Consider the following 25482-nt stretch of genomic DNA (forward strand, 5'->3'; position numbering starts at 1 on the left):
CCTACATTTGACATAAAACTTCTTGTGTTTTTAAAACACAAGAAGCCGAGTGAATACATATCCTTAAACACGGGAATAACGTCCTGAATATCAATAATGAGCAGAACCATATTACATATGGACTTAGATACCTTTTTTGTGTCTGTGGAACGCAAAATAGACAGCAGTCTAGATAACAAACCCATACTCATAGGTGGCACAGGAGACCGAGGGGTGGTGTCTGCGGCTAGCTATGAAGTTCGCCCTTATGGGATTCACTCTGGTATGCCCATGAAAATGGCTCGTATGCTTATGCCGGAGGCCATTGTTATCAAAGGAAACGCCGGCGTCTATACCGAACATTCTAAAATAGTGACAGATATACTCAAAGAACGCGTGCCCATTTTAGAAAAAGCCAGTGTAGACGAATTCTATGCAGACCTCAGCGGAATGGATAAGCATTTCGGTTGTTATCAATTCTCCTTAGAACTTCGTGAAAGAATTATGAGAGAGAGTGGCCTGCCCATATCTTTTGGACTTTCTATGAATAAAACCGTTTCTAAAGTAGCCACAGGAGAAGCCAAGCCCAATAATAAACTAAACGTAGTTCTTGGTACTGAAAAAGGATTTTTAGCTCCATTATCTATCAAAAAAATACCTATGGTGGGTGACAAAACTTACCAAACACTCTGCAACCTAGGCATCAAAAAAGTACATACTGTGCAAGAGATGCCTTTAGAAATGATGGAATCTGTATTAGGGAAAAATGGTCATACTATCTGGGAAAAATCAAATGGCATAGATAACAGTCCTGTGGTGGAATATCATGAAAGAAAATCCATTTCTAACGAACGGACTTTTGGCAGAGACACCACAGATATTCATAAGCTCCGCACACTTATTGAAGCCATGGCAGAGCATCTTACTTATCAGCTCAGGCGAGCAGGAAAAATAGCAGCCTGCATAGGCGTAAAAGTTCGTTACTCAGATTTTAACACTTATTCTAAACAAGTAAGAATACCCTACTCTTCTGCAGATCATATCATGATACCCAAAGTATTAGAGCTTTTTGAAAACCTTTACAGCCGCAGACTATTGGTACGTTTGGTAGGCGTAAAGTTTAGCGACATTACTCAAGGGAGCTACCAAATGAGCCTTTTTGAAGACAGTAGGAAAACAGCTAACCTCTATGAAGGCATGGATAAAGTGCGTGACCGTTTTGGTGCCAGAAGCGTAATGAGAGCATCTACTTTTGGAGCCAAAAGCATAGGAAGCATGATGAACCCTTTTAATGGAGAACCGCCCATCGTACTGGCACATCGCACGCAATAAAAAGAGGATGTGCATATCACCAAAATCTCATATTTGGTCAAGAAAATAAAGCAGACCTGAAAAGAGCTTATTACCTTAGCATAATTTTCTCAATCAATAATAAATAACTACCCTAAATGACATACGTAGCAAATCCAGCGAGATATGATAAAATGGAGTATCGCAGGTGCGGTAAAAGCGGCATAAGATTACCCGAGATATCTCTGGGCCTATGGCATAATTTCGGTGGCGTAGATACCTACGAAACCTACCGAGCTATTCTAAGAACGGCATTTGACTCCGGTATCACGCATTTTGACCTAGCCAACAATTACGGTCCACCTCCTGGCTCTGCAGAAGAAAACTTTGGTGCAATACTGAAAAAAGACTTTTTACCCTATAGAGACGAGCTCATCATTTCTTCTAAAGCGGGTTACCACATGTGGCCAGGTCCTTATGGAGAGTGGGGTTCTAGAAAATATCTAATCTCTAGTTGCGACCAGAGCCTTAAAAGAATGGGCTTAGAATATGTAGATATTTTTTACTCTCACCGTCCAGACCCAGACACCCCAATGGAAGAAACCATGGGAGCACTAGACAGTATAGTTCGTTCTGGGAAAGCATTATATGCTGGTCTTAGTAATTATAACCCAGAGCAAACTACAGAAGCTCTAGCTATTTTGAAAGACTTAGGTACGCCATGCCTTATTCACCAACCTAAATACAGCATGTTTGTGCGTGATGCAGAGCAAGGACTTATGGATGTATTGGGAGATAACGGTGTAGGCTGTATCCCGTTTTCGCCTTTGGCTCAAGGGCTTTTAACCAATAAATACCTAAAAGGAATTCCTGAAGGTTCTCGTGCGGCATTAGACCACGGCTTTTTGCAAAAAGACGAACTTAACGAAACGGTTATTGGTAAAATTCAAAAACTAAACGACCTAGCCGAAGGTCGTGGACAATCTCTTGCTCAAATGGCCATAGCTTGGTTATTAAAAGATGAGAGAGTAACCACGGTTCTTATAGGTGCTAGCCGTGTTTCTCAACTAGAAAACTCTTTAGGTGCTTTAGATAATAAAGTTTTCTCAGCTGATGAGTTAACTCAAATTGAAAAAATATTAAAATAAAATACACTTATAATTTAAAACAAAACATATGAAATCAATCTTATCTCTTTTAGTCTTGGCATTCGCTTTTTCATGCACACCAGCAGCGGAAGAAGTAACAGAAACAGTAACGATAGAAAGCCCAGCTATAGAAAACCCTTTTATCCACCACGTTTTTTTCTATCTTAATAATCCAGATAGCATGGAGGATAGAGCCAAATTGGTAGAAGGTTTAAATAAACTAGCTGAAGTAGAAACTATACAGCAGCACTATATCGGCTTCCCTGCAGCTACAGACAGAGAGGTGATAGTAAAAGACTACGCAGTGAGTTGGATGTGTTTCTTTAAGAATATGGAAGAAGAAGAAATGTATCAAGTTGACCCTATCCACTTAAAATTTGTAGAAGACTATAGTCATTTATGGAGCACCGTTAAGATATACGACTCAGTACCTTAAAATCGACAAAAGACGGTGTATCTCTTATGAGAAAAGCCGTCTTTTTTTTACCACACCAAGTGCTAAAAAGAACAGACCCCTACCTAATAAACTACACATCAATCATTTGACTTTATAAGTTTTTTTTGTATCTTAATTATCCTACATTTTTAAGCTCGCATTTTCCCATAAAAATCTGCGAAGTCTAAAGGCTAACCATGACATTAAGATGAAAAAAACACTAGCTCTTCTGCTCGTACTTTGTCTTTCGCTTAAGATAGAAGCTCAAAACTTTGATGACCTCCTTAAGGCATATGAAGGGCAAAATCAAGTTTCCTATTTTCAACCCCTTGCCGATGTTCTTACAGCAGGACTTAATACAGGCCATGTAGATAGAATGCCATTAGACAGTGGTTTTCACTTCACCATTAAGCTTATTGGAAACAGATCTTATTTCATTAATGATAAACTCAGAACGTTTGAACCCATAGACTCGGAAGGGCGTGCACTCGGTTTTCAAGTACCAACTATTGTTGGTCCATCAGAAACCGTGGTCAAAGAAAATGAAAATGGCTCTGCAAATACTTACGTCCCTGGCTCAGGTAGCCGATTTATCCCATTAGTGGCTCCTCAAATCACCATCGGGAATATTGTTGGTTCAAGCCTAAGTTTCAGATTTGCTCAATATAAAGTAAAAGAGAGTGATGACACCTTCAAGTGGCTGGGAGTTGGTTTACAGCATAACTTAGGAAGATACTTCTTGAAAAATCAAAACGATTTTGTAGTCCTAAACTATGCCTTTCAGAAACTAGGCATGAACAATTACTTTGATTTTGTTACCCAAAGGGCCAGTTTGCATGTGGGTAGACAGGCTAAATTTTATCAATACTATGGTTTTGTAGGTTTTCAAAGCGGGAAATTGGACGCAGATTTTGAATATGAAGGTAGCCAAGATTTAACTTCTCAATTTAACATTAGCTTGAAAAACAGAAACAAGCTAGTAGGTGGAATTGGAGCTGGTCTTAAACTCTCTGTTTTACTCCTAAACGCCGAAGTTTCTCTTTTACAGCCAACGGTAGTTTCGGCACATATCGGACTTTCATTTTAATCTAATAACATGAAACTTAAATCAATTGCCTTAATTTTAGTGACATCAATTCTTTTATCTGGTTGTTTAGAACGAGGGAAATTCAAATATGTCACTACCGTAAATCAGTCCTTCCCATTTACCCTTACAAAAGCCGGTGAGTTCAATGAAAGCTCTAGCATTAAAGGTAACGAAATCATTAGGCAAATCTTAGACTTAGACTTAGCGGATGACTTTATCATAAAACGGGTAGACATAAAGAATGTCAACATTGGTGTTAATTTAAACCCTGCCAGTAAAGCAACCTCACTCGATTATAGAATTTATGTAAACAACGGAACCACCATCGGTAGAACAGTTTTCCTATCAAAGTCAGGTGAGGCTCCCGTCACTCAAACCGTAGCTGGGCTTAGTCGTTGGGCGGTTGACAAATGGTTAAACTCTAAAGGTGCTGAAAAGGTAAAAGCCTTTCTTACGGATGTACTTGTAGACAGATCAGACATAGATGGCTACTCCAATGACCGAGTATATACCATGGAGATGAATGGCATAGCTTATGAGGGAGCCTTTATAGCAGATATTAAGTTAAATGTCATCATTGACGTTACTTATGAAACCTGCGAAGAAGTTCCGATAGGCCTTGCTCAGGAAAAATGTATCTTTTAATGTTTATCCCAGCCTCCGTTGCATTAATGCCTGAACCAGTTCAAACAACCTGCTAGGTTTCAATGTTCGCCAGTTTTCAAACTGCAACGTGCCCCCAAAATTCAGATAATAATCCAATCTGTATTTCTGCATTTCGGAAAGAATAAAATCTGGTGCGTTAATAATGCTTACCCAGCCCCCTTCCACTTCTTCAAACCACTCTTCATAATAGTCTTGATCCCCACCATGAAATTGAAAAAGGTTTTCTGCAATCAGAATAAACTTATCAATGCCGTTTTTCAACAGCCTGTCAATCACATTCCTTTTCAGATACATGATATCGTTATGAAGCGTGTCATTCCATTCGCCAAAAAGCTCTAGTACCGCCACATTTCTTGCGTAATCTGTATATAGTAGTTTAATATAAAGCGTTTCAGAGCCTATTTCATCCCACCTTGGGTCTATATAATAACCATAAACATCATTTTCATAATAAATGCTATATTCCCTCCCAAAGAAAGGGGAACGCATATCTTTCTCCGCTTGATAATATTTTTGCCAGTTATGGTATGGTTCTATTTCGTGCATTGGTTAAATAAACGCCTCGGATTTAAAAAAGATTTTATTTCTTACCAGTTTTCGGTAAAATCTTCAAATCGTTTTAATAATTCTTTACTCACTGACCCTGCCAAACCATTGCCAATCTCCTTTCCATCAATCTTTGAAACGGCCAATATCTTTTTATTCGTAGAAGTGGTAAAAACTTCGTCAGCCTCATAAAGCTCAGATACTAAAATATCCGATTCTTCTATTTCAAAATCTGGTTTAACCAGCTCAATGGTAGTTCTGCGAGTAATCCCCTTTAAAATACCCACTTTAGGCGTTTTGATCTTTCCGTTTTTTACCAAAAACACATTGCTCCTACTCATTTCCGTAATTACTTCGTCTGTATGATATAAAACATCCGAAGCTCCCACTTCTTTCAAGTGCTCCTGAAGAGACAGCACTCTTTTATAATCTGTAGATTTCAACTCTGGCATATCCCTAGCGTAGCTATGCGTAATGATTGAAATACCTTTCTCATAAGTTTCCGCAGAGACCTCAGAAATAGCCTCTGATCTGATCAGTAAATTAGGCTTTATCATGGTGGAGCTATCTGGGGCATCTCCTCCAGTTAGCAGAAAACGAAAGGCTATCTCTTTATGCTCCGAAAGCATGGTTAATTCCACTAATATTTCCGCTACTTCTTCTTGTGTAATATTTAAGGGAATCTTTAATATTTTAGCGGAATTACTAAATCGCTGCCAGTACCAATCCCATTGAAAAGGTTTTCTATTATAAGTTCTGAAATAATCAAAAAGACCATACCCTCTTAATAGCCCCAAGTCATTTGCACTTATGCTCACTTTGTCGGAAAGCATTATCTGTCCATTATACCAACTGTAATTTCTTATCATACCCGCCGAACACTTTAAATTTAGTAACCCAATAACTATAAATTAACATGAATTTCAACTGGAATGCTGCATTGTTTAACAGCACGAAAGCTTTTTTCATATAAAAACCAAAATTACTTCAACAATGGCTTTTGCTCCAAACTCAAGAGAAAGCAACCAATCTTAAATGAGGCCTGTCATATTTACAAAAAAATAATAGCACCTGACTTTTTCATTCCTAACTTTACCTTCAGAAATGTCAAAAGTTCAATACAAATACAAACCAGAGCATCTTACACTTTCTGAGCCTGTCAAATACACGGCCTCAGACTTAAAAAGTGAAGAAATGATTATCAATATTGGTCCTCAGCACCCTTCCACTCACGGGGTATTGAGACTAGAGGTAGTCACAGAGGGAGAAGTCATTAAAGATGTGGTACCTCATATGGGGTATCTACATAGATGTTTTGAAAAACACGCCGAATCTGTCCCTTTTAATCAAGCTATTCCATATGTGGACAGGCTAGATTATGTGGCCGCCATGAACTCCGAGCACGCTTGGGCCATGGGCATTGAAAAAATGTTAGGCATTGAAAACGACATTCCTAAAAGAGTAGAATACATTCGTGTTTTAGTAGCTGAATTAAACAGACTGGCGTCCCATTTTATAGCCATAGGCACCTATGGTTTAGATATTGGTGCCGCTACCCCATTTCTTTGGCTCTTTAGAGACCGAGAAACCATCATGCGAATGCTAGAATGGGTTTCAGGAGCTAGAATGCTGTACAATTATATCTGGATTGGAGGTCTTTTTTATGATTTACCTGTGGGCTTTGAAGAAAAGTGTGCGGAGTTTGTTAAATATCTAAAACCCAAACTAGTAGAACTTCGTCAAATCATTATTGATAATCATATTTTCATTAAAAGAACAGCCAACCTAGGCGTACTTCCCCTTCAAATGGCAGTAAACTACGGTTGTACAGGGCCAGTTTTAAGAGGTAGTGGTTTAAAATATGATTTAAGAAGAGTAGATGCTTATTCCGTTTATCCCGAAATTGATTTTGATATTCCAGTAGGAAAAGGAGAGATGGGCAGCATAGGCGACTGCTGGGACAGAAACAATGTAAGGGTATTGGAATGTTCTGAATCTGTCAAGATTATCGAACAGTGTCTAGAAAAACTGACCAAAGAACACAAACGTGAGAGGAGTTTTGACCCGCAAGCTTTGGTACCAAAAAAAATAAGACCAAAAGCCATGGATTTTTATTGCAGAGCTGAAAACCCAAAAGGTGAGCTAGGATTCTTCTTTAAAACAAATGGGAAATCAGATATTCCTGAAAGAGCTAAAGTGAGAGCATGCTCGTTTAACAATCTTTCTATCCTACCAGAATTAGCTAGAGGAACCATGATAGCCGACCTAGTAGCTATAGTGGGATCTATAGATGTAGTTATGGGAGAAGTAGACCGATAATCTATAACTCCCAAACACTTGGATTTTGGTGTCTTCTTAGATGCTTTCTTACTTCCATCCAAAATGCCAAAACCATATAAATGATAATGGGCGAGCCCAAAGTAAAGAAAGAGGCGTAAATAAAATATAATCTTATGCTACTGGCAGAAAAACTAAGTCTTTCACCCATTTTAGCACAGACTCCGAATAGCCTACCTTCCAATATGTATTTCACTTTTTCCATGAAGTGTCTTTGACTTTTATACAGCAAATAACGTACTAAAGTAATCCTTTTGAAATTATTTATGGAAGATTTAGAAACTTAAAATATATAGTTCTCCATATTCTACCAAAAAATCAAAGTATATCTTTCTTTTAATCGTTGACTAAAACGGCACTGGCCTCAATCTCTACGAGATAAGCTTCGTCAATCATTTTACTCACTTCTACCAGACTATTACAGGGTTTAATTTCTCCAAAAAACTCAGAATGAGCCTTAGCTATTTTCTCCCAATTTGAAATGTCATGGACATATATTCTGGTTCTAATGACATCCTCCAAGGAACCACCTAGCTGCTCAATGGCATTTTGAATTCGCATTAAAATAAAACGAGTTTGTAAATACGGATCAGCCTCCCCCACTATTTCACCACTGCTTGTGACTGAAACCGTACCACTTATTTCAATAATGTTGTTTATCCTAACTCCTCTAGAATATCCAATTCTTTCTTCCCATAGCGTACCCGAAACCAAGTTTTTCCTTTTCATAGAAGCAATTCTTTTGAAAAAATAAGATTGTTAACAAGAATAAGAGATTCTAAATTAAATATTTACAATTAAACCCAAGATTAAACCGCCTATAATTATTAAATAAGAGGGTATTTTAGTGCCAATCAGAATAATGAAAGTTAAAAGTATAGTCCATACGGACAGCATAGAATCTGCCATAGGCTCAAACAAAGAGATACCAGCAGCTATGGTTAGACCCGTACTGGATGCATTAATTCCTTCCAAGGAAGCCCTTACAACGCGATACTGTTTAAGCTGATCCCAAAACCTGATAACAAAGAAAATCATTAAAATACCCGGCAAGAAAATGCCCAATGATGCTATGCCCGCTCCTAACATTTGACCGCTCACACCCCATTCTCTCATAGAAAGAGAGCCGACAAAAGTAGCAATGGAAAACGTTGGGCCTGGAACCAATTCGGCTATGGCGATACCAGATAGAAATTCGTCTGCAGACAAATAGTGTTTAAACTCCACAAACTCATTATACAATAATGGTTTCATAATATGACCTCCACCAAAGGCCAAGCTCCCATTTCTATAAAAGTTTTCAAAAAGCCTAATGGGCAAACTTTGGGTAATAGACCCTGCCGCAATAGAAATAACAAAAATACCTGCCCATAAAATAAAATTTCGCCAGTGAATTTTGATAGGGTTTTTATCAAACTTTTCTAGCTGCTCAAATTTGAAAGAAGAAACTACGCCACCTAATAAAATCAATGCTGGCGTGATATAAGGAGACCGATACAAAAACGCCATTCCTGCCCCCAAAACCATCAATACCCAGCTGGTTCTAGAATGGATTACTTTTCTGCCGATAACATAAGCGGCATAAAAAATAAAAGAAACTCCCATCGGCTTTATAAACCGAGTCATCTTTAAAAGTAGGTCTTTGTCTACAAAAGACACCCCTAGTGCCGCCAAAGCCATAATAAGACTCGCTGGAAGAATCCAAATAAACAAGGTAAGTAAAGCCAAAACCGGCCCGCCAAGTTTAAAACCTATAGCCGTTATGGTCTGTGTAGAAGTAGGCCCCGGTAAAATTTGGCATAAAGCCTGAAGCTCCATCAGCTCGGCTTCTGTCAGGTACCTCCGCTTTAAAACAAAGAATTTGATAAACATAGTGAGGTGAACATTAGGCCCACCAAACCCCGTCAATGCTATTAAGAGCACTTCCTTTAAGAAGACCAAATTGCGTAATTGACGAGTCGTTATCAAATTATTAATCTGAATAAGAGCACAATCTAACAAAAAATAAATCGGCGTAAACACCGATTTATTTTTTATAAAGACATTATGACTAAAATCTTATTTCATCTCAACTACTTGAAGGCTAACATCAGACCATGTCTTATTCAAGTGAAGTTCTTTACATGCCTCACTAATACGCTCTAAGGCAGTATTTCCACTAAAATCTCCAAGAATATCTATACTTCCAGATACGATAGTCGCAGTGTCATTTTCCGCAATGGCGAAACTGAAGGTTTTTTCAATGCCATTCATTTTAAGCGTAACCGGAATTTTACCGTCTGCGGCCGCTCCGTAAGAACCCGTAATTAAAGAATCGCTTAAGTTATTAAAGAAAAACTCCACTAATTTAGCATCACGAGGCTCATTACCAGTATTTACTGTTTTAGTATTAATCGTGAAAGAGTTTCCAGAAAGGCTAATTTCATCAAAGGAACCAGGAACACCCACTTTGTCTGGCGTTTTAAAGGCAGTCCAAGTAAGTTTGGTTTTGGCCAAATTAAAATTATATGCCGTAGCTTCTGACACATCTTCCGTAGTTTCTGTACTTTCAGAGGAAGATGAGTTACAAGACATCATGGCGGATGCCACAAACATGGCTAAGATTACTTTTTTCATTTGTTTATTATATTTATTTTTTCAGTCCTAATTCTCTTAATCTTTCTTCTAAAAACTCGCCGGCCGTCATATCTACATATACTTTCGGATGCTCAGCAGTTATACACGACTCCAAAGAGGTTAAATCCATTTCTGCACGCGGGTGCATAAAAAACGGTATCGAAAATCTAGAAGTCTTCATTTTTTCCACAGGTGGATTCACCACTCTATGAATCGTCGATTTTAATTTATGATTAGTGAGTCGGTCTAACATATCACCCACATTTATCACAATTTGGTCAGGTAGAGCAGTAACCGCAATCCACTCTCCATCTGCTCTTAATACTTGAAGACCGTCTGCAGAGGCACCCATCAAAAGTGTTATCAAATTGATATCTCCATGGGCGGCAGCTCTTACAGCACCTTCTTCTAATAGTTCTGGATTTTCTATTGGAAAATAATGCAAAGCTCTCAAAATACTGTCTCCTTGATAAACCTTTGCCTCGAAATAATCTTCTGGAAGCTCTAAATAAATCGCAATCGCTTTCAAAAGCGTTCGTCCAGTATTTTCAAATATTTTGAAGGTTTCTTTGGTAAATTCCTCAAAATCAGGAACCTCAGCTGGGAAAACATTCTCAGCCATATCTTCACGAGGATTTAGCTGACCTACATGATAAAACTCCTTTAGATCGGGCTTTTTAAAGCCTTTTGCTGTTTCTTTATTCTTTCCTATATAACCCCTTTGACCGGCTAATTCAGGAAATTCGTATTTGGTTTTTAAACTATCTTCTTGATAAAAAAAACGCTGCACGGCAGCATAAAGTTTTTCTCTTAGATCCTCTGAAAGTCCATGATTCTTTAGTGCTACAAAACCTATATTGGTAAAGGCTGCTCCTAACTCACTTACAAATTTGCTTTTAAGTGTAGCATCACCTGAAACGAATTCGGCTAAATCTACCGAAGGTATTGTATCTAAAAGTGTTTGTTGAGACATTTTTGTAGATATTTATTAGCTCAAAAGTACGTCATAAATAAGACTAAAGTCAATATAACAACAGCTTATCTATCTCATTATATTTCCGAAGTATTCCTTGCATTAACGGTGCACATGCTTTACCTGATAATGTCCTCAAACTATTTCACATCACTTCTGGTTCTACTGGCTATACTTCTTCCTAAAGTTATTTCGTCGGCATATTCCAAATCTCCACCTATTGGTATACCCCTGGCTATGGTACTAATCTGAAGGTCAAAGTCTGAAAGTTTTTTTTGAATATAAAAAGCAGTAGTATCCCCTTCCATGGTAGGAGACAGTGCTAAAATCACCTCTTTCACTCCTCCGTTTTCCGATATCCTATTCACCAAAGAATCTATATTTAAATCATTTGGGCCGATTCCAGCAATAGGGGAAATTATACCACCTAAAACATGATAGAGGCCTTGGTATTGAGCCGTATTTTCAATAGCCAATACATCTCTTGTATCCTGTACTACACAGATAAGCTCTTGGTCTCTATTGATTGAGTTACATATTTGGCATATTTCAGCGTCAGCAATGTTATGACAACTTCGGCAGTAGGTCGTTTTAGTTCTTAAATCTATAAGTGCCTGTGAAAGGCTCATAGTCTTTGACTCATCCGCTTTCAATAAATGCAGTGCCAGCCTTAAAGCAGATTTCTTACCAATGCCAGGTAACTTAGAGATTTCTGTTATGGCATTTTCAATTAATTTGGAAGGGTAATTCACAATTTATATTTATGAGCATTTCTAATGCTTTAAAAAAATCCTATCATTTTATCATGACTTCGGCAGAAATCCCTCTTCTACAGATTTCGTTTCGCTGGCTTACCAGTTCATCATATTCACCTGAATTTACGGCACACTTTCCTTTAAGGTGAATGATCATAGCACACTGTTCTGCCTGCGTGCCTTCATGGCCACAAACATCCATCAACGTGTCTATCACATGGTCAAAAGTATTTACATCATCATTAAATACCACAAGACTCCAAAGCTTAACACTTTCTATGACTTCGTCTACTTGTTCAATTACTTCTATCTGAGGACTTTCTTCTGGATTCATTCTTTGGTCATTTAAAGCGATACAAAAATATCAAAAAAAGCTGTTTTCTAATGCTTATCTTTGAGCCTTTCTGAATAACCAATCCAATTTTATGAGCCCAGGATTAGCCATAACCATTCTCTTAGTTTACTTTACTGTACTAGTATTAATTTCTATAAAAACCTCTAAAGGAGCTGATACCAACTCTTTTTTTAATGCAAATAAGGATGTTCCTTGGTATTTAGTGGCTTTTGGAATGATAGGCACGTCTTTATCTGGTGTAACCTTTATTTCTGTTCCTGGAGCTGTTGGCACTAAAGACTTCTCCTATTTCCAAATGGTGCTGGGCTTTACCCTAGGATATTTATTCATAGCCACCGTTCTTATGCCCATCTATTATAGGCTAAACCTAATTTCAATTTATACTTATTTAGAAAAGCGTTTCGGCTTCTGGTCCTACAAAACGGGTTCGGCATTTTTCTTATTGAGTAGAACCTTAGGCTCTGCAGTAAGACTTTATATAGCTGCTCAGGTTCTTCAAATAGTCATTTACGACCCACTAGGTGTTCCATTTTGGCTTTCTGTGTTAATTACGATTGCCCTTATTTGGATTTATACTTTTAAAGGTGGAATAAAAACAATTGTCATCACAGATACGCTGCAAACCACCTTTTTGGTTTCTGCTGTTGCACTCACTATTTATCTCATTACGTCAGAAATGGGCTTGGGTTTTGGGGAAATGCTCCACACGGTTTCATCAAACTCCTATTCCGACATTTTCTTTTTTGAAGGTGGCTGGTCTGACCCACAAAATTTCTTTAAACAGTTCTTCTCGGGAGCCCTAATTGCCATAGTAATGACGGGTCTAGACCAAGACCTTATGCAAAAGAATTTGGTCTGTAAAGACATCGGTGAAGCCAAGAAAAACATGCTTTGGTTTACCGTGGTTCTGGTATTTGTTAATCTTATGTTCCTTACACTTGGTGCATTAATGTATATTTATGCAGAGCAGAAAGGACTGAGTATACCTGCTAAAACAGATGATCTCTACCCTATGATGGCCCTCCAACACTTTGGAGGAATCGACTTCGGAATTGGAGGAACTTTAGTGGCCGTTATGTTTTTGATTGGAATTACAGCAGCCACCTACGCCAGTTCAGATTCTGCTTTAACCGCACTTACTACAGCTTTCTGTATTGACTTTTTGAATTTTGAGGGAAGACCAGAAACCGAAAGGAAAAAGCTCAAGAACATCACTCATATTGGCTTTTCTCTTCTCTTCTTTGTGGTTATCTTAATTTTCAATGCTCTTAACAGCACGGATGTAATTTCGGCGGTTTACCAGATTGCGAGTTATACCTATGGGCCTTTATTAGGCTTATTTGCTTATGGAATTTATACGAAACAAGGTGTAAAAGACAAGTTTGTGCCTTATGTATGTATTGCAGCACCCATACTAACTTACGCATTGGTGAACCTCATAGAAACGCAGACTTCTTATAGGTTTGGATTTGAGAATTTATTATTGAATGGTATTTTGACGGTAGCAGGCCTTTTCATTTTCAGAAAAGCTACAACTTCACCAACTGCTTTGTAATACTACCTTTCTCGGAGTTTATCTTTAAGAAATAGTGACCCGCAGGGAGATTATCTATGGAGAAATAAAACGTTCTCTCCATATGGGTATTTTTAATGAAGGAGTCAAAAACACGCCCTAGGTTATCGAGAATTATAACTTCAGTGTTCTCAGAACTTAAGCTCTCCGGCATGGCTATAGCCAAACTTCCCATACTGGGGTTTGGAAAAACTAAAATTTTGGGTTCAGGCTCATTCGCCAAAACGTTCACCGTCTCAAGGTTATTAACAGGCCACCCTATTTCATTCAACATCGTTAAAATCTCATTCCCCGGTGAATATATAGCGAATGAAGATTTTATAGCGGGAGACATCAATGAAGAACCAGAACCTTCCCTAAAGTCTATATGAGACAAACTGGCTCCTTCTTTGTAAGGGTCAGGACAAAATATTTGCGGTTTACGTCCATTATAATTTCTGTTTGAGACATTGAAAATTAAACTATTGCTAATCATTTGATTTTTTAATTCCAATGATGGATTCTGAAAATTCTTTTTTTCAACCACTACCAAACCATTCTCGTTTCGAATAAACATATCATATATATACGGGAAGCCTGATTGTCCCCATTGTCCTTCAGAATTGTCATTAATGAGCTTCATAGAGGAGGAAAAGCCTAGACCATGAGCAATTTCATGCATCACTACCGTAACCATATCAAACCGACCAGAAAACGTAGAGCCATCTGTACTGTAAGACCAGTTCGTATTACTATTAAGCGTAACATTGATGTCAAAATCGCCATTATTTAAGTCTTTCCCAGAAATGGCTTCAGCCAATGGCCCTACATACCAGACATCCCTATACGGCACATTATCGGTGTTTCTATAAATTCTTGTAGCACCAGAAAAAGCCAAGGTGGTTCCCTCTATGTTTTCCCAAACGGCATTTATTCTAATGGGTTGTTTTGAAATCAATGTACTTTCCCAGATGCTAACGGCCTTTTCAAAAGCCTGTTTGGCTTCATTCGGAAAATCAGTGTATTGAACTATAATGTCACTTGTTGAAGCCCTTCTAGACTGCTCAAAGGAAAGATCTATAATCTGAGTAAAAGCATCGCGTTCATCAGCATGGCAAATCACCGGTTCGGGTATAGCACTATCCTGACCAAAACCTTTAAAAATGGTCAATCCCAGAATCAAAATGAATATCTTATTTAACATGTCCGACTATAAAACTAAACATGAATCTATATAAATACGGTAATTTTACCTGAATTAGTACAAATTTAATTCCAAATATTTCAATCCTTAAGAAACCTTATGTTACATTTTTAAATTAAATAACATAGGTTTGCAATTTAAGAATTAACTATGGCTCAAAACTTCACATTTATCTTCCTTTTTATTCTCGGGGCATTTCTAATGGTCTCCGTGCTTTTGGGGGTAGCTAAGTTTTTAAGACCAGACAAACCGAACCCAGAAAAGTTAAGCACCTATGAATCTGGCGAAGATGTTGAGGGTTCTGCTCTGGTAAGTTTTAATATTCGCTTTTATGTTGTAGCCATTATATTTCTGCTTTTCGAGGTAGAGTTAGTCTTACTTTTCCCTTGGGCTACCGTTTTTGGTAATGCAGATCTTATCATGGAAACTTCCGGAAAATGGGCTTGGTATGCCATTAGTGAAATGTTTATTTTCATATTTCTACTGACTTTGGGCTTGGTTTATGCTTGGAAGGAAGGACATTTGGACTGGGTTAGTTCCTCTTTTAAAAAGTCCGACTTCGAACCTAAAATCCCAATGTCGGCTTATGAATCTATTAACGAGAAGTACAAATGAATTTTGATTCCCTAGAAAATAGCGATAGAATAAAAGATGGTCAGGGCGAAGTCATATTGACCAACCTTGACGAGCTAGCCAATTGGGCAAGAGCTAACTCTCTTTGGCCTTTAGGTTTTGGATTGGCCTGCTGTGCCATTGAAATGATGGCTTCCATGGCTTCAAACTACGATTTAGAACGTTTTGGGATTTTCCCAAGGAACTCTCCAAGGCAGTCTGACCTTATCATAATTTCTGGAACGGTTACCTTTAAAATGGCTGATAGAATTAAAAGGTTATATGAGCAAATGGCGGAACCCAAATATGTAATTTCTATGGGTAGCTGTTCTAACTGCGGTGGTCCATATTGGGAGCATGGCTATCACGTAGTAAAAGGTGTTGACAGGATAATCCCAGTGGATGTGTATGTTCCAGGATGCCCACCTAGACCCGAAGCTTTAATAGGAGGAATTTTAAAACTACAAGATAAAATAAAAGGTGAAAGCCTAGCCTCCATAAAGGAATAAGCATTTCACCTTTAAAAGTATATTTTCTAAAATACTACTTCTTCTTCATTCCTTAAAACAGTAATTACTTCTGGGTCTTTTAACCGCGTAATAAAACCTGCTGTTTTAGGGAGTTCGTAATGATAAAAGAACTTCATCGTTTGAATTTTACTATTCAGAAATGCCTTTTCTTCATTATTGGAACCTACGTGTTCTAAACCAGAAGCTGCGGCGTTACCCATCTTAAGCCACTGCCAAGCAATACTTACTAAACTAAATAATTCCATATATAAGGTGGCATCAGAAAGAAACAGCTCCACATCTCCGCTGCCCGCTACTTTCATAAGATGCTGGGTAACCTCCGTAAGTTCTTTTATAGAAACCCCTAGTTTTATTGCATACCTTTTAAGCTCATCATTTCCACTGGCCTCTTGAATGGTATGACTCATCTCTTCGGCTAAAAGCTGCATGGCCTTACCATTTGCCATAAGCACTTTTCTTCCTAATAAATCTAAAGACTGTATACCAGTAGTTCCTTCATAAATAGAAGTAATTCTAATATCTCTATAATACTGTTCTACAGGAAAATCCTCTGTAAAACCGTAACCACCAAAAACTTGCACGGCCTCAGATATGGATTTCATGCCGGCTTCACAAGGGTATGTCTTAGCTACTGGTGTTAAAAGCTCCAAGAGTAAATGATACTTCATTTTCTCTTCTTGGCTCTCGGCATGATGAGATAAATCATGATACTTAGACACTTCTGTAAGAAGAGACATTGATCCTTCTACCACGGCCTTTTGAAAAAACAGCATTCTCCTCACATCTGGATGCTGAATAATATATACCTGTGGCGTTTCTATCTCCGACTTTTCATTTAACCTTCTACTTTGAGGCCTTTCCTTAGCATATTCTAATGATGCTTGATAAGCGGCAGAAGCTATAGCCGCTCCCGTTATCCCAACACCTATTCTAGCTTCATTCATCATTTGAAACATGTAACTTAAGCCTTTGTTCTCCTCTCCAATGAGATACGCTACGCAATTGTTGCTCTTATCTCCAAACCCCAGATGCATAGCGGGCACTCCCTTCTGACCTAATTTATGAAAAATACCAACGTTGGTAACGTCATTAAGCCCTCCATTGGGTAAAATCTTAGGTACCACAAAAAGAGAGATACCTTTTGAGCCGGAGGGTGCTCCTTTAATTCTTGCAATAACCAAATGCACTACATTTTCACAAAAGTTATGATCTCCCGCTGAGATAAATATCTTCTGGCCAGTAAGGTTAAAAGTACCATCATCATTTCTGGTAGCAAAGGCGTTAATGTCCGATAAAGAGGAACCTGCCTGAGGCTCTGTCAAGCACATGGTGCCTTGAAAAGTACCATCAAGCATTTTAGACGCATACCTTTCCTTTAGATCTTGTGTACCAAAAGTTGTAATTAACCTCGCGGAGCCGGTAGTAAGTCCACTATATAGCATACCATTATTAGCGGCTATCAGGGTAAAACCCACCAAACTAGAAACCGTTAAGGGCAGCTGTGAACCTCCGTCCTCATAAGAAAAATCAGATGCCAAAATTCCTGCTTCTCCCACGGCCTTAAGATAATCTCCAACAGATGAATGCACTTTCACTTCACCATTCACCAATTCCGGCTGGCCCTTATCGACCGCCTTAAGGTTTGGAAACATGATAGTATCGCCGATGTGCTCCGCGGTATCCAGTACCATTTTGAAAGTTTCGCTATCGTGATCCTCAAAATATGGTAAAGAAGTTAGGGAAGACCCTGCATGCACTTGCTCCAGAATAAAATTCAATGTTTTTCGGTCGAAATATTTTTCAGCCATTTTTTTGTAGGGTTTTAATTATTGATGAAGAAAGTTGATTTTACATGAAACCTAGCATTTTGGCATATTTCATCATGGCTCCTGGGTTTGAGACTTTCAATTTTCCAAACATCATAGCCGTCATAGGATTCATTTCACCAGAAGCTATTTTAGCAAAGTCATCGGCTTTAGCTTTTAAGGTTACTTCTGCTTCGCCTACCAATCCTTCCGAAAATTCAGCGACTCCATTTTTAACAGATAGCGTATATTTCTCCTCATTAAAATCAAAATGCAGGGCAGTGTTCAAGTCCTTATTTTCTTCCGCATTTACTTTTGTGGGTATCCTTTGTAGAAATTCTTTTGCGTTCATTAGTTTGTTGTTATTTTTTCTACAAATATAACCATTTCGACTTTTGGGTTCTATTAAAAATGTGCTTTAACCAAAGCCTTAATCCCTATCTTATATACAATTACATTTATTTATCCTTGTCGATAATACTGAGCGTAATATTTTTTGGATATTTGCATTTATGGCACCAAACCTAAAAATTTCCTGATTTTTAAGTTACTTTTTTAAAGAACATAGTCTTAAATGCAGAGTCCACTAGTAGAAAAGATGAAAGATGAAGAGCTTGTCAGGAACTATATTTCCTCTCAAAACAACATTTATTTTGAGAAAATATACGATAGATATTCCGACAAGGTCTATAGAAAATGTTTCTCTTTTACGGGAGATTCCGCAAAAGCTGAAGACCTCGCTCATGATGTTTTTTTGAAGGTGATCACTAAGATTGGTACGTTTAAAGAAAACGCCAAATTCTCTACTTGGTTATATTCCATCACCTATAATTACTGTATGGATAACATCAGAAAAGAGAAAAAAGCCAGAGAAGAAGCATGGGATGATAAAATGGAATTTGTAGAAGAAGAGATGGACACCGAGCTTCTAGGCATGAAAACGGAAGGTTTACATAAAAGCTTAGAACAAATTTCTCCTCAAGAAAAGGCCATGTTATTAATGAAATATCAAGACAATTTCAGCATTAAGGAGATCTCTGAAACCTTTGAACTTTCTGAAAGTGCCACAAAAATGAGGCTTCTAAGAACAAAGGAAAAAATGAAAAGACTCTATCTTGAGCATCTTGCTTTGTTTAGCCTGGTGGTTCTTAAAGTATTGCTACTCTTAAAAAAATAGAAATGGAGAAAAATAATTTCGACATTAATAAAGAACTTTTATTTGAGGGCTCTGAAAAAGTCAAAAATCAGTTAGTTTCTGAGATTGACATTATTAGGGAAGCAATGGTCTTGGTCAACATGTTTATAGGCGAACCTTTTAAAATAGGAGCAGCAATGCTTCAAGAATTAGAATCTAACAGCACTAGTCATAAAAATAATAATGAATAAACTACCTAATATAAAGGACATCCTATTTTCGACTTTCCAAAACCTTATTGTACAATTTGGAGAATTCACTTCTAACCTCATAGGTGCCATTGTAGTACTTCTAATAGGCTGGCTTACCGCAAAAATTGCTAGTACTGTTTTAAGAAACGTCTTTTCCAAAATTGGACTAGATAAGCTCGGAGAAAAAATAAACAACATAGATGCCATCAAGAAGTTTGACTTAGATATTAAGCTGAGCAAAGTTATTTCTGTAGTGGTTTACTATTTCATATTAATAGTTTTCCTAATACAAGCAGCACAAACTTTGGGAGTGCCTGCCATCTCAAACATGTTTGTGATGCTGGTGGATTATATCCCTAAAGTAATTTCAGCTTCTATTATGATTTTTGCGGGTCTTCTGTTGGCAGATGCCGTCAAATCTTTTGTAGTGGGTATTTGTGAATCTTTTAATATAGCCTCTGGCAAATTAATAGGTTCAGGCGTTTTCTTCTTCCTTTTAGTAATAACGATTATAGCTGCACTAGGTCAAGCTGGCATAAATACGACTCTTTTAGAAAGTAGTTTTAATATTCTAATTGCTGGAATCATTTTAGCCTTTTCAATAGGTTACGGATTTGCCTCCAAAGAAATATTGCTCAATATTATAAGTTCCTTTTATTCCAGAAACAAATACGCAGAAGGTCAAGTCATTGAAATTGATGGTATAAAAGGTGAAGTAATAAGTGTGGATAATACATCCATAACCTTAAAAAGTGGTGAGACTAAAACTGTTTTCCCTTTAAGAGTCTTGCAAACTGAAAAAGTAACAATACACAATCAATAAAACCCCAGATTTTCAAAATGAAACAAAGTATTCTTAGTATCCTTTTCTTAAGTATCATGGCATTTGGAGCCGCAGCCCAAGAGCCCATTGTAATGAAAAATTTAGAAGACTCATTAAGAGTTGGTTGGTGGGACAGAAACACCCAATTAGCAGTTAACTTCTCTCAAGCTTCTTTCAATAACAGCTGGCAGGGTGGCGGCGTAAATAACTTTGCCGTAGGTTTACTTTTCAACAATCTTGCAGTAAAGCATAAAGGCACTGGTGTCTGGACTAACGACATACAATTTCAATTCGGCTTTTTAAGAAACAAAGGCTTAGATCTAAGAAAAAGTGTGGATAGACTTTTTGCAGAAAGTAAGTATGCAAAAAAAATAAATCCAAAATTCAACTGGTTTGCTGGTGTAAATCTTTTAAGCCAAATTTCTGGTGGATATGATTTTAACGAGGACGGCTCTAGAGGAAACCTAATATCTAATATTTTTGCTCCAGCTTTTCTTTCAGAAGGCATTGGTGTGGAATGGGTACCTAAACCATTTTTTACAGTACAGTTAGGCGGTGCCACAGTGCGTCAAACCTTATTATTCAATGATGAGGTAAGAGAAAATAAAGAAATTCTAGTTCTAGACAAAAATGACAATGAGATTTATAGAGCATATGGCGTAGATAGAGGCAAGAATATCCTTAATGAATTTGGCGTTCAGGCTGTTGCGGCATTTGACAAAAACATTACCGAAAATTTCAATCTTAAATGGCGGTATCAAGCATTTGTAGCATACGCTCCCGAATCTAAACCTATTGACCATAACATTAATTTAATAGCAACTTCTAAGATAGGTAAGTATTTTAACGTAAATTTCTCACTGATAGGAATCTATGATAAAGACCAAGTTGATAAATTTCAACTTAGCCAAGGCTTATCAGCAGGTTTCTCACTTGCCCTATAATTTTTTTTAACCCTAAAAATCATAAAAAAATGCTTAAAGAATTCAAAAATTTCATCATGACAGGTAATGTCATTGACCTTGCAGTTGCTGTAATCCTGGCGGGGGCGGTTGGCCTTGTAGTCAGTGGCTTTGTAGGAAACATCATGATGCCCATAGTAGGACACTTTGCCGGCGGACTTGATTTTGCCGACCTAAAAGTGGTTTTAGATCCAGCTATCGTAGCCGCAGATGGTACAGTTTCAACTCCTGAAAACGCTATTAATTATGGTATCTGGATCAACAGCATTATTAATCTTATCACGGTCGGTATAGTTCTTTTTGTCATTGTAAAAGCTTATAACAAAACAAAAGATCCTGCACCTATAGCGGCTCCGGCTGGTCCATCTGAACTAGACATTTTGAAAGAAATAAGAGATGCTTTAAAAAAGTGATTTTTTAAAGATCACATTGGTAGAAAAAGGGAGAATCGAGAGGTTTCTCCCTTTTTCTCTTTTGGGGATAATTAAATTATGAAAATATCTTTTGAACCCACCTTAGAAAATGTAATTTTGAATAACAGTTATTTAATTATCCACTGATAATTAGATCAATACAAAGCTTTCTTAATAATACGTGCTATGAATAGGTTCAAACTTAAGGACCATCTGCAAGGAGACATGCAGATATGGGTTATCATTATATTCTTGTCTTTTTTCGGAATTGCTGCAGTATACAGTTCTATTTCTGCTTTGGCATATAGAACATCGGGTACCACAGAAATGATACTTTTAAAGCATACATTTCTAGTTGCATTTGGTTTTTTCATCACCTACTTTGTTCATAGATTCGATTTCATTAACCTAGCCCCATTGGCTAAAATTTTACTTTGGCTCACACCCTTAATTCTTATTTACACACTCTCTTCGGGAAAAGAAGTGGGTGGAGCTAAAAGATGGATTTCACTTTTTGGCTGGACATTCCAAACTTCAGATTTGGTACGTCTAGTGTTAATAACCAACCTTTCTGCCATGCTGGCCAGAAAACAGAATACGCTAAATAATGTCAAAGACCTTTGGCCGATTATTATTTGGTGTGGGGTTCTTTGTGCTTTATTGGCGATATCCAGTTTCTCTACCTCTGTTATTCTTGGAATAACCTGCCTTATGATTATGATCATTGGTCGGGTACCTCGTAAATACATTTTCAGGCTTACAGGATCAGTTTTTTTAGGACTCGTTTTTGCCTTTTCTGCGGGGCTTTTATCTAAAGCCGTTTTCGGCAAAGACTTTGGTAGAACACAAACTGTAATTGACAGGGTTGAAGCATTTATCGGAACCGACTTGGACCGCAACAACATGATTGGTGGATTGGTAGGCAGTAACAGCATACAGCAAGACCAAGCATTAGCAGCAGTAGCCAGAGGCGGGATTTTAGGTGTGGGGCCTGGGAAAAGTGCCATTAAACATGGTATGGCAGAATCTTATTCCGACTTTATTTATGCCATTATCATTGAAGAATATGGGCTTATTGGAGGTATGTTTATTTTATGTCTTTATCTCTGGCTCTTAGCACGAGGCTTTAAAAACATTGAAAATACGACCCATGCCTTTGGTGGTCTTTTGAGTATTGGTCTGACATTAAGTATCGTTTTTCAGGCCCTAACGCACATGTTTATAAATGTGGGTTTAGGTCCCGTAACAGGTCAAACTTTACCTTTAATAAGTAAGGGAGGTACTTCCATATTGTTTACTTCCATAGCATTAGGAATTGTCTTGAGTGTTTCAAAAAATCATGAGAGTAAAGCAGCTAACAAATTAAGATGAGTAAACCTTACAAAATAATTATCAGCGGAGGAGGCACAGGCGGGCACATTTACCCAGCTGTGGCAATTGCAAACGAAATTAAGGCTAGATTTCCTAATGCTGAGATACTTTTTGTAGGTGCAGAGGGTAAAATGGAAATGGAAAAAGTACCCAAATCAGGTTATAAAATCATAGGGCTACCCATTGCTGGAATTAACCGTTCCAGCATCATTGCCAACCTAGGTTTTCCTTTAAAACTCCTAAAAAGCCTTAAACTAGCTAGAAGAACGGTTAAAGATTTCCAACCCGACATAGCAATTGGCGTAGGAGGTTATGCCAGTGGGCCTACCCTTCTTATGGCAAACTTTCTAAAGGTTAAGACTTTTTTACAAGAGCAAAACTCTTATGCCGGAATTACCAATAAATTTCTATCCAAAAAGGCAGAGAGGATATGTGTGGCTTACCCAAATATGGAGGCATTTTTCCCTGCAGATAAAATCACTTTTACGGGCAATCCCGTAAGAAACGACATATACAAAAGCAATGTTTCTAAAGAAGACGCTCTGGCCCACTTCAATCTTAAAAAAGACAAGAAAACGATTCTTATCATTGGTGGCAGCCAAGGAGCTAGAAGTATTAACAATGCCATTCAAAATGGAATCTCTAAACTCCTGGATGAAAACCTGCAAGTAATCTGGCAAACAGGAAAAAGTTTTTCCGCCACGATTGAGCATAAAAAAGCTGAATCGAGCACCTATGTTTCTGATTTCATTTATGAAATGGACAAGGCTTATAAAGCCGCAGATGTGGTCATTTCTAGAGCAGGTGCTCTTTCTGTTTCCGAACTATGCCTAACGGCGAAACCTTCCATACTTGTTCCTTTTCCAAATGCTGCGGAAGATCATCAAACCAAAAATGCGATGAGCCTTGTAAATCTGGGAGCTGCCCTTATTGTAAAAGACAGCGAGGTGGAAAAATCCTTGATAAAAAGATGTCTCGCACTTGTCAATGATAGTGACCTGCAGACAGCATTAATAAATAATATCGCCGCCTTTGCTAAACCAAATGCAGCTAAAGAAATAGTAGACGAAGTACAAAAGATAATAGAAGCATGAAGATTTTTTATTCAGAAAGTAATGTGGATTACGGTAGTTACACTTTCTCCTACGCCATATATGCGTTAAGAGAAGGACAAGAAGACGTTTCCCCTATTTATGATAAAGGATTTTTGCCTTATACAGGAAATATTGATCTTGAAGGCGAGACTTTCTACTTGGCCAGAAGTCTAAGAGTTAACCTTGAAAATTTTTCTGACACTTCTGAAAACAGAAGAGTATGTCGTCAAATAGAGCCTTTAGCTGTTGAACTAGAAGTGATAAAAAAGTCAGATTTCGATCTCAATGAGCCCGCATTTAAAAAACTTTGCGAAGCATATATCTCTGAGAGAATTGGCGAAAGCAATATGACTTTAGAACGATGGCAATACATTCTTAATAGCAGCATTGGCACGCATATATTGAAATTTAAAAACGCAGAAAAAGATCTAGGCTATATATTGATTAGCCTTACAGATAACATGTTACATTATTGGTTTGCTTTTTTTGACACGGATTATATGAAGAGTCACTCTTTAGGCAAATGGATGATGTGGCGTACCATAAATTGGGCACAAGAAAATAAGCTAAAACATGTTTATTTGGGGACGGCTTACAAGCCAGCGGCTCTCTATAAAATTAGAGATCATAAAGGATTAGAGTTTTGGGATGGGAGCAAGTGGAATTCGGACGTAAAGCTTCTGAAAACTTACTGTAACTCAGATTTAGAACCTAAACCTTCCGACAGATTTAAATTACTGACTGAACCAAATAACTTCTTAAACGAACTTTAATATGAAGCTAAATCTTACCAAAATTAAAGAATATGGTTTTGCATTCGTCGGACTAGCTGTCATGCTGTCACTCATAGCGTTTGTAGACGAGAAATCCAAAATACAGCGTTGTCAGGGAATAGATGTAACCCTTGTGGATAATAATGACCAGTTTTATATATCTAAGGAAGATATAAAAAAATATGTCACAAGAAATGGTCGAGAGCCCTTAGAAGGAAAATTACTTTCCGACATTGACCTTGCATTACTGGAAGAGCGAATTCAGGAAATTGAACAAATAGAATTCTGCGAAGCTTTTGGTGATTTGAAAGGTATGCTTCATATAAAAGTGAAACCTTTTATCCCTTACGCCAGAATCATTTCATCGGTTTCTCAAAACGACCAGTATTTGAATGAAGATGGTTACTTCTTCCCCCTCTCAAAGCATTTTTCTGCCAGAGTATTATTATTATCAGGTAGTTACTTTAACCGAAAAACTTCGTTAGATTTAAATAAGGTAAAAGATCAGGAACTCATGGAACTGATTCGCATCATTAAAGACGACTCATTTTGGAATGCACAAATCGCACAAGTGGATGTAAGCAGAAATGGAGAAATAAAGTTTGTTCCTGTCTTAGGGAATCAAATTATAGAATTTGGAAAGGCAGAGAACATTGACCAGAAACTTAGTAAACTGAAGATATTTTATAAACAAATAATGACTGTCAAAGGCTGGGATAAGTTTTCCAAAGTAAAAGTACAGTATGCCAACCAACTTGTGTGCGAATAA

At 37.7% G+C, this 25482-nt stretch carries 30 protein-coding genes; 18 read left to right on the forward strand and 12 right to left on the reverse strand.

Annotated elements, in window-relative coordinates; translation table 11 throughout:
• The first annotated feature begins 96 nt into the window (after nucleotides 1–96).
• The 5 genes from ACSBFT_RS15100 to ACSBFT_RS15120 all read left to right on the forward strand — a co-directional run bounded on the left by ACSBFT_RS15100 (nucleotide 97) and on the right by ACSBFT_RS15120 (nucleotide 4585).
• Nucleotides 97–1311, forward strand: coding sequence for a DNA polymerase Y family protein (locus tag ACSBFT_RS15100; RefSeq protein WP_489601245.1), 1215 nt, complete (start codon nucleotides 97–99; stop codon nucleotides 1309–1311).
• 116 nt (nucleotides 1312–1427) lie between these two features.
• Entirely contained in the window at nucleotides 1428–2417 is a 990-nt protein-coding gene (gene mgrA / locus ACSBFT_RS15105) for an L-glyceraldehyde 3-phosphate reductase (RefSeq protein ID WP_489601247.1), read from the forward strand.
• A gap of 28 nt (nucleotides 2418–2445) precedes the next feature.
• Nucleotides 2446–2853 carry a Dabb family protein gene (locus ACSBFT_RS15110; protein WP_489601248.1) on the forward strand — a complete coding sequence of 136 codons (408 nt, stop codon included), beginning with the start codon at nucleotides 2446–2448 and terminating at the stop codon, nucleotides 2851–2853.
• A 208-nt stretch (nucleotides 2854–3061) separates the two neighbouring features.
• The gene (locus tag ACSBFT_RS15115; protein ID WP_489601249.1) at nucleotides 3062–3940 is read left to right on the forward strand and encodes a DUF6588 family protein; all 879 of its coding nucleotides are present in this window, start codon (nucleotides 3062–3064) and stop codon (nucleotides 3938–3940) included.
• Between the two features lie 9 nt (nucleotides 3941–3949).
• On the forward strand, nucleotides 3950–4585 hold the full coding sequence (locus ACSBFT_RS15120; RefSeq protein ID WP_489601251.1) for a hypothetical protein: 636 nt from the start codon (nucleotides 3950–3952) through the stop codon (nucleotides 4583–4585).
• 3 nt (nucleotides 4586–4588) lie between these two features.
• Here the strand turns inward: ACSBFT_RS15120 and ACSBFT_RS15125 are convergent, their stop codons facing one another.
• Both ACSBFT_RS15125 and ACSBFT_RS15130 read right to left on the reverse strand, forming a co-directional pair.
• Nucleotides 4589–5152 carry a hypothetical protein gene (locus ACSBFT_RS15125; RefSeq protein WP_463046814.1) on the reverse strand — a complete coding sequence of 188 codons (564 nt, stop codon included), beginning with the start codon at nucleotides 5150–5152 and terminating at the stop codon, nucleotides 4589–4591.
• A 41-nt stretch (nucleotides 5153–5193) separates the two neighbouring features.
• Complete coding sequence (locus ACSBFT_RS15130; protein WP_489601252.1) at nucleotides 5194–6021, reverse strand: aminotransferase class IV; 828 nt, start codon at nucleotides 6019–6021, stop codon at nucleotides 5194–5196.
• Between the two features lie 235 nt (nucleotides 6022–6256).
• Between ACSBFT_RS15130 and ACSBFT_RS15135 the strand changes: the two genes are divergently transcribed.
• A complete protein-coding gene (locus ACSBFT_RS15135; protein ID WP_463046816.1) occupies nucleotides 6257–7471 on the forward strand; it encodes an NADH-quinone oxidoreductase subunit D in 1215 nt (404 codons plus the stop codon).
• A 1-nt stretch (nucleotide 7472) separates the two neighbouring features.
• Here the strand turns inward: ACSBFT_RS15135 and ACSBFT_RS15140 are convergent, their stop codons facing one another.
• From ACSBFT_RS15140 to ACSBFT_RS15170, 7 genes are all read right to left on the reverse strand, one after another.
• Nucleotides 7473–7694 (reverse strand): PspC domain-containing protein, encoded by a 222-nt coding sequence (locus ACSBFT_RS15140; protein ID WP_463046817.1) that lies wholly within the window; start codon nucleotides 7692–7694, stop codon nucleotides 7473–7475.
• 131 nt (nucleotides 7695–7825) lie between these two features.
• Nucleotides 7826–8218, reverse strand: a complete 393-nt coding sequence (locus ACSBFT_RS15145) for a RidA family protein (protein WP_463046818.1) — start codon at nucleotides 8216–8218, stop codon at nucleotides 7826–7828.
• A 54-nt stretch (nucleotides 8219–8272) separates the two neighbouring features.
• Nucleotides 8273–9511 carry a chromate efflux transporter gene (gene chrA, locus ACSBFT_RS15150; RefSeq protein ID WP_489601254.1) on the reverse strand — a complete coding sequence of 413 codons (1239 nt, stop codon included), beginning with the start codon at nucleotides 9509–9511 and terminating at the stop codon, nucleotides 8273–8275.
• Between the two features lie 36 nt (nucleotides 9512–9547).
• Nucleotides 9548–10105 carry a hypothetical protein gene (locus tag ACSBFT_RS15155; protein ID WP_489601256.1) on the reverse strand — a complete coding sequence of 186 codons (558 nt, stop codon included), beginning with the start codon at nucleotides 10103–10105 and terminating at the stop codon, nucleotides 9548–9550.
• A gap of 13 nt (nucleotides 10106–10118) precedes the next feature.
• Nucleotides 10119–11078, reverse strand: a complete 960-nt coding sequence (locus ACSBFT_RS15160) for an isopenicillin N synthase family dioxygenase (RefSeq protein WP_463046821.1) — start codon at nucleotides 11076–11078, stop codon at nucleotides 10119–10121.
• Nucleotides 11079–11218: 140 nt separating this feature from the next.
• A complete protein-coding gene (gene recR, locus ACSBFT_RS15165) occupies nucleotides 11219–11830 on the reverse strand; it encodes a recombination mediator RecR (protein WP_463046822.1) in 612 nt (203 codons plus the stop codon).
• Nucleotides 11831–11873: 43 nt separating this feature from the next.
• Nucleotides 11874–12167, reverse strand: coding sequence for an ATP-dependent Clp protease adaptor ClpS (locus ACSBFT_RS15170; RefSeq protein WP_463046823.1), 294 nt, complete (start codon nucleotides 12165–12167; stop codon nucleotides 11874–11876).
• Nucleotides 12168–12258: 91 nt separating this feature from the next.
• Between ACSBFT_RS15170 and ACSBFT_RS15175 the strand changes: the two genes are divergently transcribed.
• The gene (locus ACSBFT_RS15175; RefSeq protein ID WP_463046824.1) at nucleotides 12259–13743 is read left to right on the forward strand and encodes a sodium:solute symporter; all 1485 of its coding nucleotides are present in this window, start codon (nucleotides 12259–12261) and stop codon (nucleotides 13741–13743) included.
• Here the strand turns inward: ACSBFT_RS15175 and ACSBFT_RS15180 are convergent.
• Nucleotides 13718–14944 carry a T9SS type A sorting domain-containing protein gene (locus tag ACSBFT_RS15180; RefSeq protein ID WP_489601258.1) on the reverse strand — a complete coding sequence of 409 codons (1227 nt, stop codon included), beginning with the start codon at nucleotides 14942–14944 and terminating at the stop codon, nucleotides 13718–13720. The two genes, ACSBFT_RS15175 and ACSBFT_RS15180, sit on opposite strands and share 26 nt — an antisense overlap.
• 150 nt (nucleotides 14945–15094) lie before the next feature.
• Here ACSBFT_RS15180 and ACSBFT_RS15185 point away from each other — a divergent pair, with 150 nt between their 5' ends.
• The gene (locus ACSBFT_RS15185) at nucleotides 15095–15559 is read left to right on the forward strand and encodes an NADH-quinone oxidoreductase subunit A (protein ID WP_489601260.1); all 465 of its coding nucleotides are present in this window, start codon (nucleotides 15095–15097) and stop codon (nucleotides 15557–15559) included.
• Nucleotides 15556–16065: an NADH-quinone oxidoreductase subunit B gene (locus ACSBFT_RS15190; protein WP_463046827.1), complete on the forward strand. Its 510-nt coding sequence runs from the start codon at nucleotides 15556–15558 to the stop codon at nucleotides 16063–16065. The genes ACSBFT_RS15185 and ACSBFT_RS15190 overlap by 4 nt, the downstream gene beginning before the upstream one ends.
• A gap of 26 nt (nucleotides 16066–16091) precedes the next feature.
• Here the strand turns inward: ACSBFT_RS15190 and ACSBFT_RS15195 are convergent, their stop codons facing one another.
• Together ACSBFT_RS15195 and ACSBFT_RS15200 are read right to left on the reverse strand one after the other, a co-directional pair.
• A complete protein-coding gene (locus ACSBFT_RS15195) occupies nucleotides 16092–17894 on the reverse strand; it encodes an acyl-CoA dehydrogenase family protein (RefSeq protein ID WP_489601262.1) in 1803 nt (600 codons plus the stop codon).
• A 40-nt stretch (nucleotides 17895–17934) separates the two neighbouring features.
• Nucleotides 17935–18243 carry an SCP2 sterol-binding domain-containing protein gene (locus tag ACSBFT_RS15200; RefSeq protein WP_463046829.1) on the reverse strand — a complete coding sequence of 103 codons (309 nt, stop codon included), beginning with the start codon at nucleotides 18241–18243 and terminating at the stop codon, nucleotides 17935–17937.
• A 222-nt stretch (nucleotides 18244–18465) separates the two neighbouring features.
• On the opposite strand from ACSBFT_RS15200, the gene ACSBFT_RS15205 reads away from it, so the two are divergent.
• The 9 genes from ACSBFT_RS15205 to ACSBFT_RS15245 all read left to right on the forward strand — a co-directional run bounded on the left by ACSBFT_RS15205 (nucleotide 18466) and on the right by ACSBFT_RS15245 (nucleotide 25482).
• Nucleotides 18466–19068 carry an RNA polymerase sigma factor gene (locus tag ACSBFT_RS15205; protein WP_463046830.1) on the forward strand — a complete coding sequence of 201 codons (603 nt, stop codon included), beginning with the start codon at nucleotides 18466–18468 and terminating at the stop codon, nucleotides 19066–19068.
• A gap of 2 nt (nucleotides 19069–19070) precedes the next feature.
• Nucleotides 19071–19277 (forward strand): hypothetical protein, encoded by a 207-nt coding sequence (locus ACSBFT_RS15210; protein WP_463046831.1) that lies wholly within the window; start codon nucleotides 19071–19073, stop codon nucleotides 19275–19277.
• Complete coding sequence (locus ACSBFT_RS15215; RefSeq protein WP_463046832.1) at nucleotides 19270–20100, forward strand: mechanosensitive ion channel family protein; 831 nt, start codon at nucleotides 19270–19272, stop codon at nucleotides 20098–20100. Before ACSBFT_RS15210 ends, ACSBFT_RS15215 begins: the two co-directional genes overlap by 8 nt.
• 17 nt (nucleotides 20101–20117) lie before the next feature.
• Complete coding sequence (locus ACSBFT_RS15220; protein ID WP_463046833.1) at nucleotides 20118–21044, forward strand: DUF3078 domain-containing protein; 927 nt, start codon at nucleotides 20118–20120, stop codon at nucleotides 21042–21044.
• Nucleotides 21045–21073: 29 nt separating this feature from the next.
• Entirely contained in the window at nucleotides 21074–21475 is a 402-nt protein-coding gene (mscL, locus tag ACSBFT_RS15225) for a large conductance mechanosensitive channel protein MscL (protein WP_463046834.1), read from the forward strand.
• 186 nt (nucleotides 21476–21661) lie between these two features.
• Entirely contained in the window at nucleotides 21662–22846 is a 1185-nt protein-coding gene (locus tag ACSBFT_RS15230; RefSeq protein WP_463046835.1) for an FtsW/RodA/SpoVE family cell cycle protein, read from the forward strand.
• Nucleotides 22843–23940, forward strand: coding sequence for an undecaprenyldiphospho-muramoylpentapeptide beta-N-acetylglucosaminyltransferase (gene murG / locus ACSBFT_RS15235; RefSeq protein ID WP_489601264.1), 1098 nt, complete (start codon nucleotides 22843–22845; stop codon nucleotides 23938–23940). The genes ACSBFT_RS15230 and murG overlap by 4 nt, the downstream gene beginning before the upstream one ends.
• Nucleotides 23937–24713, forward strand: coding sequence for a GNAT family N-acetyltransferase (locus tag ACSBFT_RS15240; protein WP_463046837.1), 777 nt, complete (start codon nucleotides 23937–23939; stop codon nucleotides 24711–24713). The genes murG and ACSBFT_RS15240 overlap by 4 nt, the downstream gene beginning before the upstream one ends.
• Before the next feature lies 1 nt (nucleotide 24714).
• Nucleotides 24715–25482 (forward strand): hypothetical protein, encoded by a 768-nt coding sequence (locus tag ACSBFT_RS15245; protein WP_489601265.1) that lies wholly within the window; start codon nucleotides 24715–24717, stop codon nucleotides 25480–25482.

The organism is Arcticibacterium sp. SM2516 (assembly GCF_057914865.1).

Coding starts and splice junctions, on each gene's coding strand:
- ACSBFT_RS15100 (WP_489601245.1), top strand. CDS start 97: ATGAGCAGAACCATATTACATATGGACTTAGATACCTTTTTTGTGTCT.
- mgrA (WP_489601247.1), top strand. CDS start 1,428: ATGACATACGTAGCAAATCCAGCGAGATATGATAAAATGGAGTATCGC.
- ACSBFT_RS15110 (WP_489601248.1), top strand. CDS start 2,446: ATGAAATCAATCTTATCTCTTTTAGTCTTGGCATTCGCTTTTTCATGC.
- ACSBFT_RS15115 (WP_489601249.1), top strand. CDS start 3,062: ATGAAAAAAACACTAGCTCTTCTGCTCGTACTTTGTCTTTCGCTTAAG.
- ACSBFT_RS15120 (WP_489601251.1), top strand. CDS start 3,950: ATGAAACTTAAATCAATTGCCTTAATTTTAGTGACATCAATTCTTTTA.
- ACSBFT_RS15125 (WP_463046814.1), bottom strand. CDS start 5,152: ATGCACGAAATAGAACCATACCATAACTGGCAAAAATATTATCAAGCG.
- ACSBFT_RS15130 (WP_489601252.1), bottom strand. CDS start 6,021: ATGATAAGAAATTACAGTTGGTATAATGGACAGATAATGCTTTCCGAC.
- ACSBFT_RS15135 (WP_463046816.1), top strand. CDS start 6,257: ATGTCAAAAGTTCAATACAAATACAAACCAGAGCATCTTACACTTTCT.
- ACSBFT_RS15140 (WP_463046817.1), bottom strand. CDS start 7,694: ATGGAAAAAGTGAAATACATATTGGAAGGTAGGCTATTCGGAGTCTGT.
- ACSBFT_RS15145 (WP_463046818.1), bottom strand. CDS start 8,218: ATGAAAAGGAAAAACTTGGTTTCGGGTACGCTATGGGAAGAAAGAATT.
- ACSBFT_RS15155 (WP_489601256.1), bottom strand. CDS start 10,105: ATGAAAAAAGTAATCTTAGCCATGTTTGTGGCATCCGCCATGATGTCT.
- ACSBFT_RS15160 (WP_463046821.1), bottom strand. CDS start 11,078: ATGTCTCAACAAACACTTTTAGATACAATACCTTCGGTAGATTTAGCC.
- ACSBFT_RS15170 (WP_463046823.1), bottom strand. CDS start 12,167: ATGAATCCAGAAGAAAGTCCTCAGATAGAAGTAATTGAACAAGTAGAC.
- ACSBFT_RS15175 (WP_463046824.1), top strand. CDS start 12,259: ATGAGCCCAGGATTAGCCATAACCATTCTCTTAGTTTACTTTACTGTA.
- ACSBFT_RS15180 (WP_489601258.1), bottom strand. CDS start 14,944: ATGTTAAATAAGATATTCATTTTGATTCTGGGATTGACCATTTTTAAA.
- ACSBFT_RS15185 (WP_489601260.1), top strand. CDS start 15,095: ATGGCTCAAAACTTCACATTTATCTTCCTTTTTATTCTCGGGGCATTT.
- ACSBFT_RS15190 (WP_463046827.1), top strand. CDS start 15,556: ATGAATTTTGATTCCCTAGAAAATAGCGATAGAATAAAAGATGGTCAG.
- ACSBFT_RS15195 (WP_489601262.1), bottom strand. CDS start 17,894: ATGGCTGAAAAATATTTCGACCGAAAAACATTGAATTTTATTCTGGAG.
- ACSBFT_RS15200 (WP_463046829.1), bottom strand. CDS start 18,243: ATGAACGCAAAAGAATTTCTACAAAGGATACCCACAAAAGTAAATGCG.
- ACSBFT_RS15205 (WP_463046830.1), top strand. CDS start 18,466: ATGCAGAGTCCACTAGTAGAAAAGATGAAAGATGAAGAGCTTGTCAGG.
- ACSBFT_RS15210 (WP_463046831.1), top strand. CDS start 19,071: ATGGAGAAAAATAATTTCGACATTAATAAAGAACTTTTATTTGAGGGC.
- ACSBFT_RS15215 (WP_463046832.1), top strand. CDS start 19,270: ATGAATAAACTACCTAATATAAAGGACATCCTATTTTCGACTTTCCAA.
- ACSBFT_RS15220 (WP_463046833.1), top strand. CDS start 20,118: ATGAAACAAAGTATTCTTAGTATCCTTTTCTTAAGTATCATGGCATTT.
- mscL (WP_463046834.1), top strand. CDS start 21,074: ATGCTTAAAGAATTCAAAAATTTCATCATGACAGGTAATGTCATTGAC.
- ACSBFT_RS15230 (WP_463046835.1), top strand. CDS start 21,662: ATGAATAGGTTCAAACTTAAGGACCATCTGCAAGGAGACATGCAGATA.
- murG (WP_489601264.1), top strand. CDS start 22,843: ATGAGTAAACCTTACAAAATAATTATCAGCGGAGGAGGCACAGGCGGG.
- ACSBFT_RS15240 (WP_463046837.1), top strand. CDS start 23,937: ATGAAGATTTTTTATTCAGAAAGTAATGTGGATTACGGTAGTTACACT.
- ACSBFT_RS15245 (WP_489601265.1), top strand. CDS start 24,715: ATGAAGCTAAATCTTACCAAAATTAAAGAATATGGTTTTGCATTCGTC.